This window comes from Oceanospirillum sp., assembly GCF_982874595.1.
The window spans coordinates 1-15,356 of sequence record NZ_CEYNZH010000049.1 but is presented as its reverse complement, the minus strand read 5'-3'; the positions used below and the strand labels follow the sequence as shown (position 1 = coordinate 15,356).

At 51.1% G+C, this 15,356-nt stretch carries 15 protein-coding genes; 6 read left to right on the top strand and 9 right to left on the bottom strand.

Annotated features, from left to right (window positions below):
- Positions 1 to 28 precede the first annotated feature (28 nt).
- Positions 29 to 907 carry a CPBP family intramembrane glutamic endopeptidase gene (locus AC4GL5_RS15215; RefSeq protein ID WP_490383651.1) on the bottom strand — a complete coding sequence of 293 codons (879 nt, stop codon included), beginning with the start codon at positions 905 to 907 and terminating at the stop codon, positions 29 to 31.
- Positions 908 to 1,136: 229 nt separating this feature from the next.
- Here AC4GL5_RS15215 and AC4GL5_RS15210 point away from each other — a divergent pair, with 229 nt between their 5' ends.
- From AC4GL5_RS15210 to AC4GL5_RS15200, 3 genes are all read left to right on the top strand, one after another.
- A complete protein-coding gene (locus AC4GL5_RS15210) occupies positions 1,137 to 1,910 on the top strand; it encodes a CPBP family intramembrane glutamic endopeptidase (protein ID WP_490383650.1) in 774 nt (257 codons plus the stop codon).
- Between the two features lie 142 nt (positions 1,911 to 2,052).
- Entirely contained in the window at positions 2,053 to 2,784 is a 732-nt protein-coding gene (locus AC4GL5_RS15205; RefSeq protein ID WP_490383649.1) for a response regulator, read from the top strand.
- On the top strand, positions 2,781 to 4,334 hold the full coding sequence (locus AC4GL5_RS15200) for an ATP-binding protein (protein WP_490383648.1): 1,554 nt from the start codon (positions 2,781 to 2,783) through the stop codon (positions 4,332 to 4,334). Before AC4GL5_RS15205 ends, AC4GL5_RS15200 begins: the two co-directional genes overlap by 4 nt.
- Positions 4,335 to 4,414: 80 nt before the next feature.
- Here AC4GL5_RS15200 and AC4GL5_RS15195 read toward each other — a convergent pair whose 3' ends face one another.
- The 3 genes from AC4GL5_RS15195 to AC4GL5_RS15185 form a co-directional block, all read right to left on the bottom strand.
- The gene (locus AC4GL5_RS15195) at positions 4,415 to 5,230 is read right to left on the bottom strand and encodes a hypothetical protein (protein WP_490383647.1); all 816 of its coding nucleotides are present in this window, start codon (positions 5,228 to 5,230) and stop codon (positions 4,415 to 4,417) included.
- A gap of 79 nt (positions 5,231 to 5,309) precedes the next feature.
- Positions 5,310 to 5,771, bottom strand: coding sequence for a hypothetical protein (locus tag AC4GL5_RS15190; RefSeq protein ID WP_490383646.1), 462 nt, complete (start codon positions 5,769 to 5,771; stop codon positions 5,310 to 5,312).
- Positions 5,768 to 6,250, bottom strand: coding sequence for a MarR family winged helix-turn-helix transcriptional regulator (locus AC4GL5_RS15185; protein WP_490383645.1), 483 nt, complete (start codon positions 6,248 to 6,250; stop codon positions 5,768 to 5,770). The genes AC4GL5_RS15190 and AC4GL5_RS15185 overlap by 4 nt, the downstream gene beginning before the upstream one ends.
- A gap of 231 nt (positions 6,251 to 6,481) precedes the next feature.
- On the opposite strand from AC4GL5_RS15185, the gene AC4GL5_RS15180 reads away from it, so the two are divergent.
- Together AC4GL5_RS15180 and radD are read left to right on the top strand one after the other, a co-directional pair.
- Positions 6,482 to 6,778 carry a Fis family transcriptional regulator gene (locus tag AC4GL5_RS15180; protein ID WP_490383644.1) on the top strand — a complete coding sequence of 99 codons (297 nt, stop codon included), beginning with the start codon at positions 6,482 to 6,484 and terminating at the stop codon, positions 6,776 to 6,778.
- 114 nt (positions 6,779 to 6,892) lie between these two features.
- Complete coding sequence (gene radD, locus AC4GL5_RS15175; RefSeq protein ID WP_490383643.1) at positions 6,893 to 8,665, top strand: DNA repair helicase RadD; 1,773 nt, start codon at positions 6,893 to 6,895, stop codon at positions 8,663 to 8,665.
- Positions 8,666 to 8,758: 93 nt separating this feature from the next.
- On the opposite strand, the gene AC4GL5_RS15170 is transcribed toward radD, so the two are convergent.
- Positions 8,759 to 9,457: a DUF3334 family protein gene (locus AC4GL5_RS15170; RefSeq protein ID WP_490383642.1), complete on the bottom strand. Its 699-nt coding sequence runs from the start codon at positions 9,455 to 9,457 to the stop codon at positions 8,759 to 8,761.
- A 256-nt stretch (positions 9,458 to 9,713) separates the two neighbouring features.
- Between AC4GL5_RS15170 and AC4GL5_RS15165 the strand changes: the two genes are divergently transcribed.
- Complete coding sequence (locus AC4GL5_RS15165; protein WP_490383641.1) at positions 9,714 to 11,048, top strand: DASS family sodium-coupled anion symporter; 1,335 nt, start codon at positions 9,714 to 9,716, stop codon at positions 11,046 to 11,048.
- 181 nt (positions 11,049 to 11,229) lie between these two features.
- On the opposite strand, the gene AC4GL5_RS15160 is transcribed toward AC4GL5_RS15165, so the two are convergent.
- The 4 genes from AC4GL5_RS15160 to AC4GL5_RS15145 all read right to left on the bottom strand — a co-directional run.
- Complete coding sequence (locus AC4GL5_RS15160) at positions 11,230 to 11,622, bottom strand: DUF3461 family protein (protein WP_490383640.1); 393 nt, start codon at positions 11,620 to 11,622, stop codon at positions 11,230 to 11,232.
- Between the two features lie 384 nt (positions 11,623 to 12,006).
- The gene (locus tag AC4GL5_RS15155; RefSeq protein WP_490383639.1) at positions 12,007 to 12,894 is read right to left on the bottom strand and encodes a ribose-phosphate pyrophosphokinase; all 888 of its coding nucleotides are present in this window, start codon (positions 12,892 to 12,894) and stop codon (positions 12,007 to 12,009) included.
- A gap of 124 nt (positions 12,895 to 13,018) precedes the next feature.
- Entirely contained in the window at positions 13,019 to 14,551 is a 1,533-nt protein-coding gene (locus AC4GL5_RS15150; RefSeq protein WP_490383638.1) for a thymidine phosphorylase family protein, read from the bottom strand.
- 164 nt (positions 14,552 to 14,715) lie between these two features.
- The coding region (locus AC4GL5_RS15145) for a PDC sensor domain-containing protein (RefSeq protein ID WP_490383637.1) at positions 14,716 to 15,356 on the bottom strand (641 nt) is incomplete at its 5' end.

Sequence of the window (15,356 nt, the reverse complement as noted above, 5' to 3'; positions counted from 1 at the left end):
GTTGGGCTTGAGGGCATACAGCGGACTATCAGAAAGGGTACCCCAGGCTAAGGAGTGTGCCCTTCTTGCCCCGTGATATGGCCGCCAGATCCGAAATCATATTGATCCAGTAGTGCAGTGCGATATTTTCTCCCATCTGGTAATGATTGGACTGGTGCAACCAGGCCAGATAGCCACCAATGGCTGCGGCGGTTAGCTGATCTGCCTGATCACCCTCTCCATTGTGAGCAAGGCCAAAGCCAACGGAGCTTAGCCCAATCGCCCAGTTTTCTCCCAGCTGATAGCTGAGTTCGTGGTTCATATAGCCTCTGAAAAAAGCTTCTTCGCCAACGGCGGTCATAGTGTTTACCGCTACCGCCTGCATCGCCATCTCACCTTTAGAGGTGCTGTCCACACTTTGGTAGGTGAATTTTTCCTGAGAAGAGGCTGCCGCAATCAGTATCAGAGGCACATAGGTTGTGGGGCGGCTGAGATACTCCCATTGAAAAGGCGATGCGGCTAGCGTTCCCAGAGAGGCTTTCTTTGTTTTTGTCTCCTGGTAACGGATATCGCTGTAGGCGTCGTAGGAGGAGTAAAACATGGTGTTCAGCAGCAACCCATCGAACAACCCGGCTTTCAGGCTGGTGCTATTGATATATTCGGTTGATTTGTCGTCATTGTAGCGTTCGCTGTCGCTCAGATAGTCGCTGCGATCAGAGTAGTAGCCGGACCCCATAACCCCGGTAGAAAAGCTTATAAAATGCAGGCTGCCTTTACCTTCTTCATCATGCACCCATTGGGCGCTGCCAGGAATAATGAGACTGCTCAGAGCCGACAGGTTAGGGTTGTCGCTGGCCTGTACAGGGAGAAATACTGTCGTTACGACACTGCAAAGTAAGCCGATTAAAAATTGCTTCAGGTGGTTCATCTTATCCCCCGGTCCGGTCATATCCGCTTTGAAAAAACAGAGGCAGGTTAGAGGGATTCGTCGGTGGAAATCCGGCTGAACGCGTATTGAAGTGTCGCGAAATAGTGGCAAAAGTATGTCGAAGTGTATCGATACAGTTTGACATAACTTTGTACAGATTGAAGACAGATACGGGGGATCTGTCTCTTCTATCCTTACGCTTTCACGTTGCGTACAGGATTAGATAAAAATGCGCGGTTTTTGTTTTCGCCATCCTCTGCTTAGCTCGCTCTTACTGCTGAGTGTGAGTATCGGATTGCAACAGTACAGCTCTTTTCTGGCATCCTTCTGGTCTGATGCGGCGCTGGACAGAAAGTTGATTGAGAATTCTGTCGGTGCGCTTTTTAGCCTTTGGGTATTGCTGATGCTAAGGGTAAGAATCTACTGGTGGTCTGATCAGCTGGTGCGGCAGAGTTATCTGTTGTTGTTGCCGATGAGCTATCTGCTGGTGAATTTTCTGGGTGAGGCGCTGGTCTGGCCTACCTGGTCTCAGCTGTTTTTGATTGCGGGAGAAAGTTTGCTCTCGGGTTTTCTGGAAGAAGTCCTGTTGCGTGGCTGTATTCTGATGTTGATTTTCCGGGCGATGCCAGAGCAGGGGCTGTTACGGGCGGTATTGCTTTCTTCTCTGATGTTTGGGCTGGCTCATTGGGCGAACCTGCTGAAGGTTGAGGCTGACTGGATAACGGTTCTGGCTCAGGTGATTTACGGATTTTTTATTGGAGTCGGTTTTGCTGCCGTTTATGTGCGGACCTGCGCTTTGATGCCATTGATTCTTATCCACGGTGGGATCAATATGACGGACGCTTTAACCCTGGATATTGCCACTGAAGCTCCTGATGTTGCTACGGGGCCTTGGGCCGAATTTGTGCAGATTGCCCCTGTGATTTTGCTCTGCCTGCCGTTGCTGATCTATGGGGTGTTTCTACTTCGTTTATCCCAGCGGAGGCGACTGCATTTTCACTGAGGATTAAACGGTTAACGGCGATGCGTTGTCGTCAATGTTTAGTTTTGTCGATGTATGTTGGTGTGAATATGGGTTGTTGTTAATACAGGTTGTTGTGAAGATGAGTTGTTGTGAATACGGGGCGTGGTAAATACAGATTGCTATGAATATGAACTCAAGTGAAGCCAAGGGTAATCGCCTGCTGATTGTTGAAGATGATATAGCCCTGGCGGATGTGATGCAGGCTTTTCTGGAACAGGAAGGTTACCGGGTGACTGTGTTGCACAGCGGAGAGGAAGCGGTTCAGGTTATTTCCGAGCAACAGCCGGATCTGGTGATATTGGACTGGATGCTACCGGGTCGGGACGGACTGGATATCTGTCGGGCTGTGAAGGGGCAGAGCCTGCAGCGTATTCTGATGCTGACTGCTAAAGATGACGTGCTGGATCAGATTATCGGCCTTGAAACCGGAGCGGACGATTATTTGGTTAAACCGGTTCAGCCGCGACTGCTACTGGCACGGGTGCGTGCTTTGCTCCGGCGTTCACTGACGGAGCCGGAGCCCACAGATGATGGACTGACGTTTGGTCAGTTGTCGATTCAGCCGAAAAACCGGCAGGTGATATGGCAGGGTGAGTGGCTGGAGCTGACAACCAACGAGTTCGATCTTTTGTGGTTGCTGGCCAGTCATGCAGGGCAGGTTTTAAACCGCGATGACATTCTGGCTGCTTTGAGGGGCATCGGATACGACGGACTGGACCGGTCTGTCGATCTTCGTATCTCCCGCCTGAGAAAGAAGTTGAGCGATGACCCGCATCAGCCCCAGCGGATCAAAACTATTTGGGGAAAAGGCTATCTTTTTGCCCCTGATTGCTGGGATGAAGCGGCCCCGTGAATCGGTTATTTCTGCGCTTTCTGCTGATGATAATGCTGGTCTTCTCGTTAGGCCTGATGGTGGTGGTCTATCTGTCCGATCTTTATGCCCATTCCCGTTGGCAGGCGTTCAGTGCTCAGGTCTTTGACCGTATGCTGCCCTATGACAAGGAGTCATCGTTTACTGCTGATTATGAAGGCTTGTCGCAAGCCTTGTTACAGCAGGGGGCGAGGGTCGAAAAAGTCGGTGCTACTGCCTTGAATGCTGCGCTTTACCAACAACTTGTCTCGGAAAAGACCCTGATCTATCAGGACCGTATTCTGCACCTGTTGTCTGATGATCAGGTGCTGACACTGCCGCTGGAAGAGAGTGAGGCGCAGTTAATACAGCGGTTAATGCAGCCGCTGTTTCTTATCGCCTATCAGACAATGAAAGAGACCGGGACCGATCTTAGCCCCGACTTATCCGCTGATCCGGGCGCTGGTAAGACATTTTTGGGCATGCTCCCGCTGATATCAATAAAAGAGCCGTTTCGGGCTCAGGTTGAGCAGGGGCTGGTTGCTTTTGAAGAGCAGCAGGGGAGCATTACCCTCTGGTGGCAGCCGCCGGATACTCAACAGGTCCTGCAGCTGGGGCCGTTGCAAGCCCCCTTGACCGAGCGGGATAATTGGTTGGCACGTACGGGGGCTGTATTCCTGTTTATTGTCGGGTTGAGCCTCTGCTTGTGGTGGTTGATGAAGCCCTTACGACGGGAGCTGAACCATCTGGCTCAGGTGGTGGCCTCGTTTGGGCAGGGCGACCTGGATGCCCGGATTCCCTCCGGTCGCTTTGCGGCTATCAGTCAGATTGCTGACGTATTCAATCAGATGGCAGAGCAAACCCAGTCATCTATCCGCGCGCAGAAAGAACTGACCTACGGCGTGTCCCACGAACTGAGAACACCAATCACCCGCCTGAATTTTATGCTGGAGATGGCTGCCAGTGCCGAGAGCAGCAATGATCGGGAGCAGCACTACGCCTCTATGCGAGCCAGTCTTGGCGAGCTGGAGTCTATGGTCGGTGAGCTACTTGATTACGCCCGAATGGAAGGCGCATCACCTCAGCTCAATTACCGTGAGGTTAATCCGGTTCGTTGGTTACAGGCCCTTTTGGCGGATCATCAGCTGGATTGCCCGGAGGGTATCGTTCTTGAGTGGGCCGGAGCCATTCAGCATGACAAACGTTCTGTTCATTTAGATCCCTTGTATGGTGAAAGAGCGTTAAGCAATGTATTGCGCAATGCGGGGCGCTATGCCCGCAGCATCATTCGGATGTCCTGTTCTTTTGACGATAACAGGCTGCTGATTCGGGTCGAAGATGACGGCCCCGGCATTCCGCCTGAATCCAGGGATCGGGTTTTTGAGCCGTTTACCCGCCTGGATACCCATCGGAGTAAACGTCATGGGGGGCATGGTTTGGGGTTGGCAATTGTCCGAAAAATTATGAGCTGGCACCGGGGTGATGTGACTATTGGTGACTCTGATTTAGGTGGGGCGTCAGTCGAGCTCTGTTTTCCGTTATCTAAGGAGTAGCTCTTAAGCCGTGGCCCCAACATTCCGGTGGGGCCACGGCTTGTCAGTGATGACAGAGGTGTATCGAAAAGACGTGGTGATCAGACATAAAGCCCTTTACTGGCAAAGAGCTGATTGATCTGGGGCGCGTAGTCCGCATACAGGGTATTCGTTTGAGCGTTCACATTGTTAGCATATCGCTTGAGCATCTCTTCTGCGGAGTCGACGCTATCATAAAAGTTATCGCCGGGTTTCAGCATGATGTAGCTCTTCTGATTCGGGTCATAAGCAAGTTTGACATCACCGCCGAACTCTTTTCTTAGCTGGCGCTCTGTCAGCACTAAATCCGCCAGATTCTCTGCTTCGGCCAGAATCTGTTCTCTGGCGCTTTTTGAGCTATCAAGGGTCGATAATTCACCGGTCATGGTTACGGTATGTGGCGGCGAAGTGACCTGCGTAAGGGCTTCAGATTCAGATGATACGAATCCTACAGCGGCAAAATCCTGATTAAAGGCGTCCATGTTCGCGCCATTCATAATCTTGAAAGTGCCGGCAGCGCTGGTGTCATAGGCGTGCCCGGACGTAATAATATCTTTGCCGTTGATATTGACGGTGCTGCGCTCATTTTGCGGCTGAGACAGATGGGGTGGCGCATTGAAGCTGCGTCTCTTGGGGTCAATGAATGAGTAAGTCTGTTCCGCTGGGGTAATGCTGGCGGCAATTTTTTCCCCTTCATTGCCCATCTGTTGCCATATAGCGGCAATCGCTTGCCCATGTTCGGACAAGGTGATCGCGTCATCCGTTGTGCCGGGAACCGCGGGTTTCGAATAGTGCTTGGCGGGAGCAGCTTGGTTAGAGTAAGAACTCGAGCTGGTTGGGGATATGCTTTGAAGCAGTTTAGATTGATCCGTAATCATAGTCGTTATCTCTGTTGTACCCTAATAGATTTAACTGACTCGTCCAAAGCATAAAAAATGCCATTAATGTGTTAATGGCTCAGGATTTATCAGGACTTTTTGCAGAGGAGCATCTGCGGCCATCCCTTGCGTTCAATGACATCAGCAGCAGATTAACACCGCCAGCGATCAGCTCCAGCGTCTGAACCCCATAGAAATAGCCATCAAAACTGCCATTTTTGGCCTTCCAGGACAGATAAAGCGCTGATGGCACCAGTACCAGCAGGCCGTTTAATGCGATAAAGGGCATGCGGCGGCGTTTTTGGATAATAAGAGGGTTTGTGCTGTTTTTCCCCAGAGAAAAGCCGCTTCCCCCTGTGATCATTAGCAAGGGAATCAGCAGAAACAACCCCATCGGAATAGTCTGCTTAACACGGATAACCGCATCAACAGAGAGGAACAGCTCTGAAATAACGGTTGCCAGCCAGAAAGATGCAATGGTTGCCATCGCCAGAATTCCTGCCAGTGGATGTATCACTGCTTTCATGGTGACTTTGCTCATGATTTAGCCCCTTGGGTTGGGTTTGTAAGGTTTGGTGCGTGGAGTTGATAGATTTTTTTCAGCACTTTCAGAACGAGCTCCTGCTCATCGGGGGAGATCTCCTGCCCTATGGATTCGGTGTGCTTATGCCACTTAGCAGCGATTTGCTGATAAAGCTCATCCCCGGTTTCTGTCAGCTGATAGAAGGGGGATCGCTTATGGTCCGGGTTTGGTTTTTTTGAGATGAGCCCTTCAGTAAGCAGCAGATTCAGCTGCTTTTGAGCCCCCTGCCGGGTAACACCCATTCGGTCTGCGATTTGAGGTGCGGTCAGAGGTGCAGAAGCAAGGAACAGTGCCCCCAGCATCTGCCAGCGCGCACTGGTGACACCAAACTGATGGGTAAACTGATCCCCCCAGGCGATCATCTGGCCATTGGTCTGAAAGATTTGCAGGATGACACGGGTAAACAGCGCTTCCTGATCGGATTGGGATGATGTCATATAAAGCCTATTGGTAACTGGTTGTCGTTTTTTTGCAGTCTATCGCTTGGCAACCAGTTGTCAATGGTGCGAGATTGGAGTCGTCGTGTTTGAATATGCCGTGTTTCGGGCTGGAGAATGTGGCGAATGATTTCGGGGGACAGAATAGATTTGTCTGCTGAGGCGTCTTTCTGCGACACTGCCGGGCTATTTTAAGGTCGTTTTATAAGGACCGTTTGAGGTTGAGTGATCATGCGTAAATCAGATAAGAAAACCGATAATCAGATCCGTCTTTTTCTGACCGATATCTGCGAAGATTTTATGAAGGATTTTGACGGCTTCCTCTGGCTGACCCATGAAGTGGATTACGACAATTTCCCGCAGTCGCTATGCATCACTTTTGTCTTCGCCAGTCAGGCGCATCTGGATGGCTTTTTGACCTCTGACGGCTACCCGCAGTTGATCACAAAGCTTGAAAAACAACTGAGCCAGATGACGATCCGCTTTAAACGGCTTGAGGATCAGATGGCGTTCACGGTTGAGCAGTAAGTCATCACAGAGATATGTATCAGGACTGAAAATCTATACAGTATTTTTCTGCGATCTTTGCTACCATTCCTTTCTTATTCTTCGCCCGATACCAAGCCGGATATGACGCCCGTTATGACCACGCCTTTCACCCTGCGCCCTTACCAGCAGGAAGCCGTAGATGCCACCATTAAGCACTTCCGTAAGTCCAATGAGGCTGCGGTTATTGTGCTGCCCACCGGTGCCGGTAAGAGTCTGGTGATTGCGGAGCTGGCACGGCTGGCGCGGCGTAAAATTCTGGTGCTGACCCACGTTAAAGAGCTGGTGGAGCAGAACCACGCCAAGTACCAGAGTTACGGTCTGACCGGCGGGATCTTCTCGGCGGGCTTAAAGCGGCGGGAGAGCGCGCATCAGGTCACCTTTGCCAGTGTGCAGTCGGTGTCGGCTAATCTGGATCAGTTTCAGCACGAATACTCGCTGATCATTATCGATGAGTGCCATCGGGTCAGCGGCGAGGGTACCAGTCAGTATCAGCGCATTATTGAACAGCTGCGGGAGAAAAATCCGGCGCTAAAAGTGCTGGGCCTGACCGCCACCCCATACCGGTTGGGTATGGGCTGGATCTACAAATATCACTATCGCGGATTTGTCCGAAGCGAGGACGACAAACCCTTTCAGCACTGCATCTACGAGTTGCCGTTAAGCTATATGATTTATCGCGGCTTTCTGACCAAGCCGGATCTGGTGGATGCAGCGGTGGCGCAGTATGACTTCTCGGCGCTGGCGCAGAACAGCTTTGGCGAATACGCCGAAAAAGATGTGAATCAGCTGTTAAGCAAACATCAGCGGGTGACCCGATCCATTATCGAGCAGGTGATGGAGCTTGCTGCTCAACGCAAAGCGGTGATGATTTTTGCCGCGACCGTGGATCACGCCAAAGAGATCACCGGTTACCTGCCTGCCTCTCAGACCGCCCTGATTACCGGCGCGACGGATCTTAAAACCCGTGATGATCTGATTGCGCGTTTCAAACAACGTCAGCTGAAATATCTGGTTAATGTCTCCGTGCTGACCACGGGCTTTGATGCGCCCCATGTGGATTTTATCGCCATTTTGCGTCCTACCCAGTCGGTGAGTCTGTATCAGCAGATTGTTGGCCGTGGCCTGCGTCTGGATGAGGGTAAAACCGATTGTCTGGTGATCGATTACGCCGGTAATAACGTCAATCTGCATCATCCGGAAGTGGGAGAGAAGAAGCCCAATCCCGACAGCGAGCCGGTTCAGGTGTTTTGCCCCGGTTGCGGCTTTGCCAATATCTTCTGGGGTAAAAAGGATTCTCAGGGCCAGGTGATTGAGCACTATGGCCGCCGGTGTCAGGGGCTGATGGGCCTTGGTGATGACGGTGAACCCATAAACAGTGATCAGCCACCGCTGCAGTGCGATTACCGTTTCCGTTTCAAAGAGTGTCAGCACTGTGGTGCTGAAAACGATATCGCTGCCCGTAAATGTCATCAGTGCCAGACTGCTATTATCGACCCGGACGATAAACTGAAAGACGCCCTGAAACTAAAAGATGCCATGGTGATTCGCTGCTCTGGTATCAGCCTTTCGGCCAATGCCGGAAAGCTGAAAGTCACCTACCACGGTGAAGAAGGCGAAGAGTTGAGCGAATCCTTCGACTTTGCCAAACCCGCGCAACGGGCGGTATTTAACCGTTTGTTTGGCAGACGGCTGGCCAGCAGTCAGGCTCCGGTGAGTTTTGAAAAGATCGACGAGGTGATGCAGATTCAGCACCTGTTAAGCGCCCCGGATTTTGTTATCGGCCGTAAACAGAAACACTGGTGGCAGGTGCAGGAACGCATCTTTGATTATCAGGGTGCCTATCGAAAGGCGAATGAACTGAGATAACCCCGAATAAAACTAAAAAGCCCGCTGCAGACTGACGGTTGAGGTCATACTGCAGCGGGCTGTATCTTTTTTTAAGACTGTAGGTGAAGTCCCTTAGATACCTAGGTCATTCATCAGATCATCGTGCTCGCTATTGGAACGGACTTGACTGCCTTGTTTTTGGTCAGATTGCATCGGCGTGTCTGCCAGAATATCATCCGGGCTTTCCAGATCAACTTCATCAAAATCGTGCAGTTTGATGAACTCAGTTTTGTCCATGGACAGCTCAAGGTAGAAGATGTTGTTGTCTTCGGTGTTGAAGGTCACACGGCGGGACTGCGGCTGATCCAGTGTGGTGTTGACCGAGATCTGCACCTGCTTGTTGATCGCCATCATCTTCGGCTGGCTCTGAGTGATCGAGGTGCGTAGCTGGTGGCGAACCTTGTTGGTAAAGTCACCCACGATCTGGTTCATGATTTCGCCCATCACGTTGCCGACCTCATCTGAGGTGTGGAACTGCGCCAGTTCGTTCTCCGGCATACCCATGCTCAGCAGGTACTTACGGTAGATCTCCATGGCAGATTCTGCTGTGAAGTTGATAATCACAAGGCCAGAGAAGCCGCCATCAAAGAGTACAAAACAACCGATATCCGGGCGCAGACAGGTCTTGTTGATTTTTTGCACCATAGGGGAGTAATCAACCTGTTCATTTCCTGTGTTGCCCAGTACTTCAGTCACTGAATGGCAGAGGATCAGTAGTACTTCTTCTGTGGTGATGGCGCGGGAGCGTTTGGCAGTGGCAAGCTTATTCACGGTAGACCCCTTGTTTGATCCTGTCTTTTTAAATCCTGATGGCTGATCTTACTCATTTTTAATCATAAATTACATGAATCTTTCGTGTGTCTGCTATCACTATTGAGAAATGTCAGGTGTTGTCTTAGTGGTTCTGTTGCCCTCGAACAGACCAGAGGAGGCTGAACTGACGTTGTTTGTTTTTCCGCATTCTGTTTACGACCGGTTCCCTGATAAAATACTGGCTAATTTGGCTTCATCACTGGGAGAGGTTAGCGTGCAGCGCACTCACATCACGTTGTTACTGTCGGTTCTGGCAGGTTTAGGGATTTTTTACGGCACGGATCTTGATCTTCAATTGCGAATCGGTTTAGCGATTCTGGCATCAGTTGCCCTGCTCTGGATGACAGAGACATTCCATATTACCGTGACGGCGCTATTGGTTCCCATTCTCGCGGTGGTTACCGGCGTGTTCTCTGTGGCGGATGCGATGAAGAACTTTGCCAATCCGATTATCTTCCTGTTTCTGGGTGGTTTTGCGTTGGCTTCGGCACTGCACAAGCAACGACTGGATGAGCGAATTGCGGGACTGGTTATTCGTGCTGCCCAGGGCCGGATGCTGGTAGCCAGTGTGCTGCTGTTTTTTACCGCCGCTTTTGTCTCTATGTGGATCTCGAATACTGCCACTACTGCGATGATGTTACCGTTGGCGTTGGGAATGCTCAGCCGTATGCCCTATGAGCAGAACCGCAATACCTACTGGTTTGTGCTGTTAGGGGTGGCTTACTCCGCCAATATTGGTGGGATTGGTACCTTAGTTGGCAGCCCGCCAAATGCTATTGCGGCCGCTGCTGTGGGTATCAGTTTTGCTCAGTGGATGAAGATCGGTATTCCGGCGGTACTGGTGATGTTCCCGGTGATGTTGCTGTTGCTGTGGGTTGTTTTCAGGCCTGACCTGTCCCGTAAGTTTGAGATGGATAACGATGCTAAACCTATGGGAGCGGAGCAATGGCTGACCCTGGCCGTTTTTATTGTCACTGTTGTGCTTTGGTTGTTCAGCAAACCTGTCTCTCAGTTTATCGGTGTTACCAAAGGTTTTGATGCCATGGTGGCGCTGCTTGCGATTGTGCTGCTGTGTGCGCTGAAACTGGTGAACTGGAAGGATATTGAGCAGTCGGCCGACTGGGGGGTGCTTCTGTTATTTGGTGGTGGCCTGACGCTCTCTGCCGTGCTGAAATCGACCGGTACCAGTGTGTTTCTTGCAGAGTCGATCAGTGGTTTTCTGGAAGGAGCACCTCTGATTGTCTTTATGCTGGTGATTACCGCGTTTGTGGTGATGCTGACAGAGATCGCCAGTAATACGGCCAGTAGTGCGCTACTGGTGCCTATTTTTGTATCGATTGCTCAGGCGATGGGGCTGTCTCCGGTTGTGCTGGCAGCAGTGATTGCGATATCAGCATCCTGTGCCTTTATGCTGCCGGTAGCAACACCGCCCAACGCGATTGTCTTTGGTTCCGGTTATGTACCCCAGGGACAAATGATGCGGGCGGGGGCACTACTGAACGTGACCATGATTCTGCTGATTGGCTTTGCCAGTTGGATAATGCTGTAAACAGGACGTTTTCGGCGCTCGTGCGCGGGTAACCAATAAAAAAACGGAGCACTGACTTTAACCCCATGGGATTAGTCGATGCTCCGTTTTTTATGGGGCGTTTTAGCGATTTGGCTCATTGCTCTTTGCTAAAGACAGTGCTCTTCGCTAAAACTGGCCGGCAATCCGGACTGAAGACTGCTTATAACTCTTCAATCTGACGGCGGATATCGGAAATCTTGCGCTGAACCACTTTTTCCAGGTGCTCAATCTCTTCCAATAGCAGTGCTTTTTTATCTTCAGCTTTGTGTTCCGTTGCTACCAGACGCTCCAGCTCATCAACCGCGTGCAGGAAGATCGGAGAGGGTTCTGTGGTGGGTCGGTAGGTTACCAGCCCTTCGTTCACACGGCGGTCCTTATGAACCCGCGGGAATTTGAATTTTTTGCTTTTAGCAAACCAGTCACCGTGATGGCGCTGAAAATAGATCTTGAGAATATCGTTATCACCTTCTGTACGAGAGGTGAATTTTTCGATATCACGGACATTTTCGATCCCCATTTTTTTCAGGGTTTCAAAACTGTCATCCATACTCATGGTAACGTCCTTTCATTCGACAGGAAAAACAAGAGAAACACCGAATCATGCAGAGACCTTGGGTTTGATGAAGGCTGCTGCATTAATCCGTAGTGTTTAAGAGGTAAACTTTAGTCTAGTGCGGAATTTTAGCTCAGGTGGCTCCAGCTTTCTAATTAATAGGCGACATTTTCTTTTGGTAAAATGACATTTGGTGTTTTCGACTGACTGGCACGCTATTCTTGGTTTTTGAGGGGGCTTTGGGATGGTGAGGCAGAGGATATTTTTATCTGAAAGTGCCTCCGTTACTTAGTTTCAACTTAAGATAACGGAGGTTACATTCTGAGGTGGCTCTGAAGGCCGATATTGCACTGATTCAGAGTGCTTTCACTGGGCGACCCTGTATCAGGCCGGAATGTTTCTCACCGCTGCAGCCAGGGCCGGTGCCATATCAATACCATTGCTTGAATGGTGCACGGTGTTGCAGGTAACGATTTTTTCAACATGGGCCGTCAGCATCTGTTGATAGGCTTGGTCTGCGAATAAGCCATGGGTGCCGATACAAACAACTTTCTGCATACCGGCACTTTGCAGGTGCTGAATGGTTTCTATCATGGTGCGGCCGCTGGAAATAATGTCATCCACCAGAACGGGGGTATGTTGGCTATAGCGTTCGACATGTGGGAGGGAGACGGATACATCACGGTCGCCATGGCGTTCTTTCAGCAACACTTCAAAAGGCGCATCTGCCATGCGGGCGACTTCTGCTACCCATTGTTCACTTTCGATATCCGGCCCTATCAGTAGGGGCTGCTGTACATTCTGACTGATCCAGTGGGCAACGGATTCTGCCGATGCCACCACCTGACTGCTGATGCTATAGATTTCATCCAGCGAGCTATAACGATGCAGGTGCGGGTCAACGGTGATCAGGTGGTCGAAGCTCTGGCTGATCAGGCGGGCAAAGTAGATGGAGGTGACGCATTCGCCCTCATGAAAGCGCTTGTCCTGTCGCATATAGGCCAGATAGGGTGCGATCAGCACGACCTTGCCCGCCCCCATCTCTTTAAGCGTTTCAGCCAGATAGATCAGTGGCAGGAATTTTTCGTCCGGTTGATACAGAGTGCAAAGCACCAGAGCAAGGCGGTCTTTGACCGGAGTCTGGACCTGCAGATAGCTTTCGCCATCCGGAAAGCGGCGCTGATTCAACTGGCCTTCTTCTGCATTCAGTTGCTGGATCAGGCCGTTTTTCAGGCTGCTGGCGTCGTTCAGATCAAATAAAATCGGAGTCATAAATCAGCGCTTTTTCAGGTTGTTCTGCCCTGCCGATGCTTGAGCAGGGTGTTCTTAGGGAATGTTGGATAATCTGGCCGATTGGATCGCCGGATTAAGGTTCGGGGTGGTTCCGGTTATTCAATTATTCAGGTTGTTCGATCAAAATCATATCTCTGTGATCCTGCAGAAACTCGATGGCATAGTTTAGGGCTCCGGGACTTTCCGCATGAATCGTCAGCAGGGTGTCACCCAGGTGCACCTGGTGGCCCAGTTTGACTTCCAGTGTGACACCGGCAGCAAGATCTTCAGGAGCACCGGCCAGCTTGGCCAATTTGGCCAGATGACGATTATCTATCCCGCTGACAATGCCGGAGTGATCACTGCTCCAGTTGTACTGGTAGTGGGCAACCGCTGGCTGCTTAAAACCACCCTGTATCTCACAGATGCGGAAAAACTTATCCCAGGCTTTGCCATTTTCCAGAGTTTCAGTAGCTTTTCGGAGCCCTTCACCGGACTCTGCCAAGTCAGCCATCTCCAGAATACGACCGGCAAGTAGCAGTGATCTCTCTTTCAGATCCTGTGGCGCATCGGTTTCATTTTTCAGCACCTTGATAATATCCAGGGCTTCCAAAGCGGGGCCTATACCTCTTCCTACGGGTTGAAAACCATCGGTACAGACCACTTCAACAGTCAGTCCCAGCGCTTTGCCGGTATTAATCAGCAATTGCGCCAGTTGTTGGGCTGCGGCCTCGGAACGAACTTTGGCTGTAGGGCCAACGGGGATATCGATCAGAACATGGCTGGAGCCCGCTGCGATTTTTTTCGATAGTACTGAGGCAACCATCTGGCCTTCACTGTCGAGGTCCAGTTCTCGTTCCGCACGGATCAGAATGTCGTCAGCGGGACTGAGGTGCACCGATCCGCCCCAGGCCAGACAACCACCTTCCTGATTGACAACCTGCTTTAAAACATCCAGCTCCAGCTCTACATCGGTCATAGAACTCATGGTATCTGCTGTTCCGGCAGGCGAAGTGATTGCGCGGGATGAGGTCTTGGGCATAATGCCTCCGCAGGCCGTGATAATACTGACCACAATGGGGGTTGTGCGGTTACCCGGCAGGCCGCCAACGCAATGTTTATCAACGACGAGCGTTCGCTGCCAGTCAAGACGTTCTCCCGCTTCTAACATGGCGCGGGTCAGACTGATAATCTCGGTTTGGTTCAGGTTATCTCCGGCACAGGTGGTGATAAAGGTGGCCAGATGCACGTCCGCATAGAGACCGGCGACAATATCCTGAATGATGCCACCCATCTGTTGATCGTTAAGCCTGTGGCCGTAAACCTTGTATCTGAGGTCGCTGAGAGAGCGAATCGGCTTGGGATGACAGACATGCACGATGCTGCCATCCGGTGCATTCAACGCTTTAGCGGCCGAATTGGACAGGCCGATCTCTCCGGCCGCTAACAGCATATCGTTATCGACAATATGCAGTGTGGCGATAACGGTAGAGTGTTCATTGTTGATCTGAACCCGGGATGCGGTGGTAAAGCCTTCAGCCCGGCAAACGTGGCTGTTACGGCGCAGATAGACAGTGGGTTCCTGGTGGGTGTCGATGCCCAGCTGTCGGATCACCAGTGGAAAGGGTTGGTTTTCGGTATCGATTACAGCCGTCATATAGTCCCTTCTTTTAGCTTTTAACGGGCAGCAGAGTAGAGCATCTTAGACCCTGACTAAAGTCGTGACAATTCGGACGGAAAAACGGAGCAGATGAATGGGGCTATTTGAACAACGCTTTTGCGCGCTGTTCTGGTGAGCGTCATTTCTTTTCAGGAAGGATGCTAAACAGGCTGAGAGATCATTTGTCCCTGTTGCAGCAGGTTTCCGGCAGCATCGATATAACGGGAATCCACATCGCAACAAAGTACATATAGCTTCTCGTGACGACTAAAAGCCATGGCAAAAGTTACGTCAATACTGGCATCCGGCAGCGCCAGATAGGGGCGGGAGATATAAACCCGATTGGGGGATTCGATAGCCCGCTGGAAGTATTTACGGCGGGCCCAGTTAGCTCCCTGTGCCTGTTTCAGGGGGTGGTACTGTCCCTCTTTTTCAGTATGCGAAGGGGCGATAGTCCGGGTGATTTGGTAACCCTGGTCGTCCAGCAGGAAAATGCGGCGACAGCCTTCCTGCTCCAGCAAAACCTTGCTGCTTTCTTCAAAGCTATGGTCCAGTCGAATCAGGTCTGCGCAGGCGGTCATCATACTTTCAAACGTGACCAGCTGTGACTGGAAGGTCAGACGTCCTTCCCGTTGGTGTTTGGCGTATTCATGGTGCAGGCGATCGATGCTTTCTGACAGGTTATTCTGGCCCCGGCCATCAGCGGTAGGTCGGGCAAAGTAGTAACCCTGCACCATATCGGCATCAGTATCCATTGCCAGCAGTGCTTCGTCCTGATTCTCAATGCCTTCAATAAGGACCA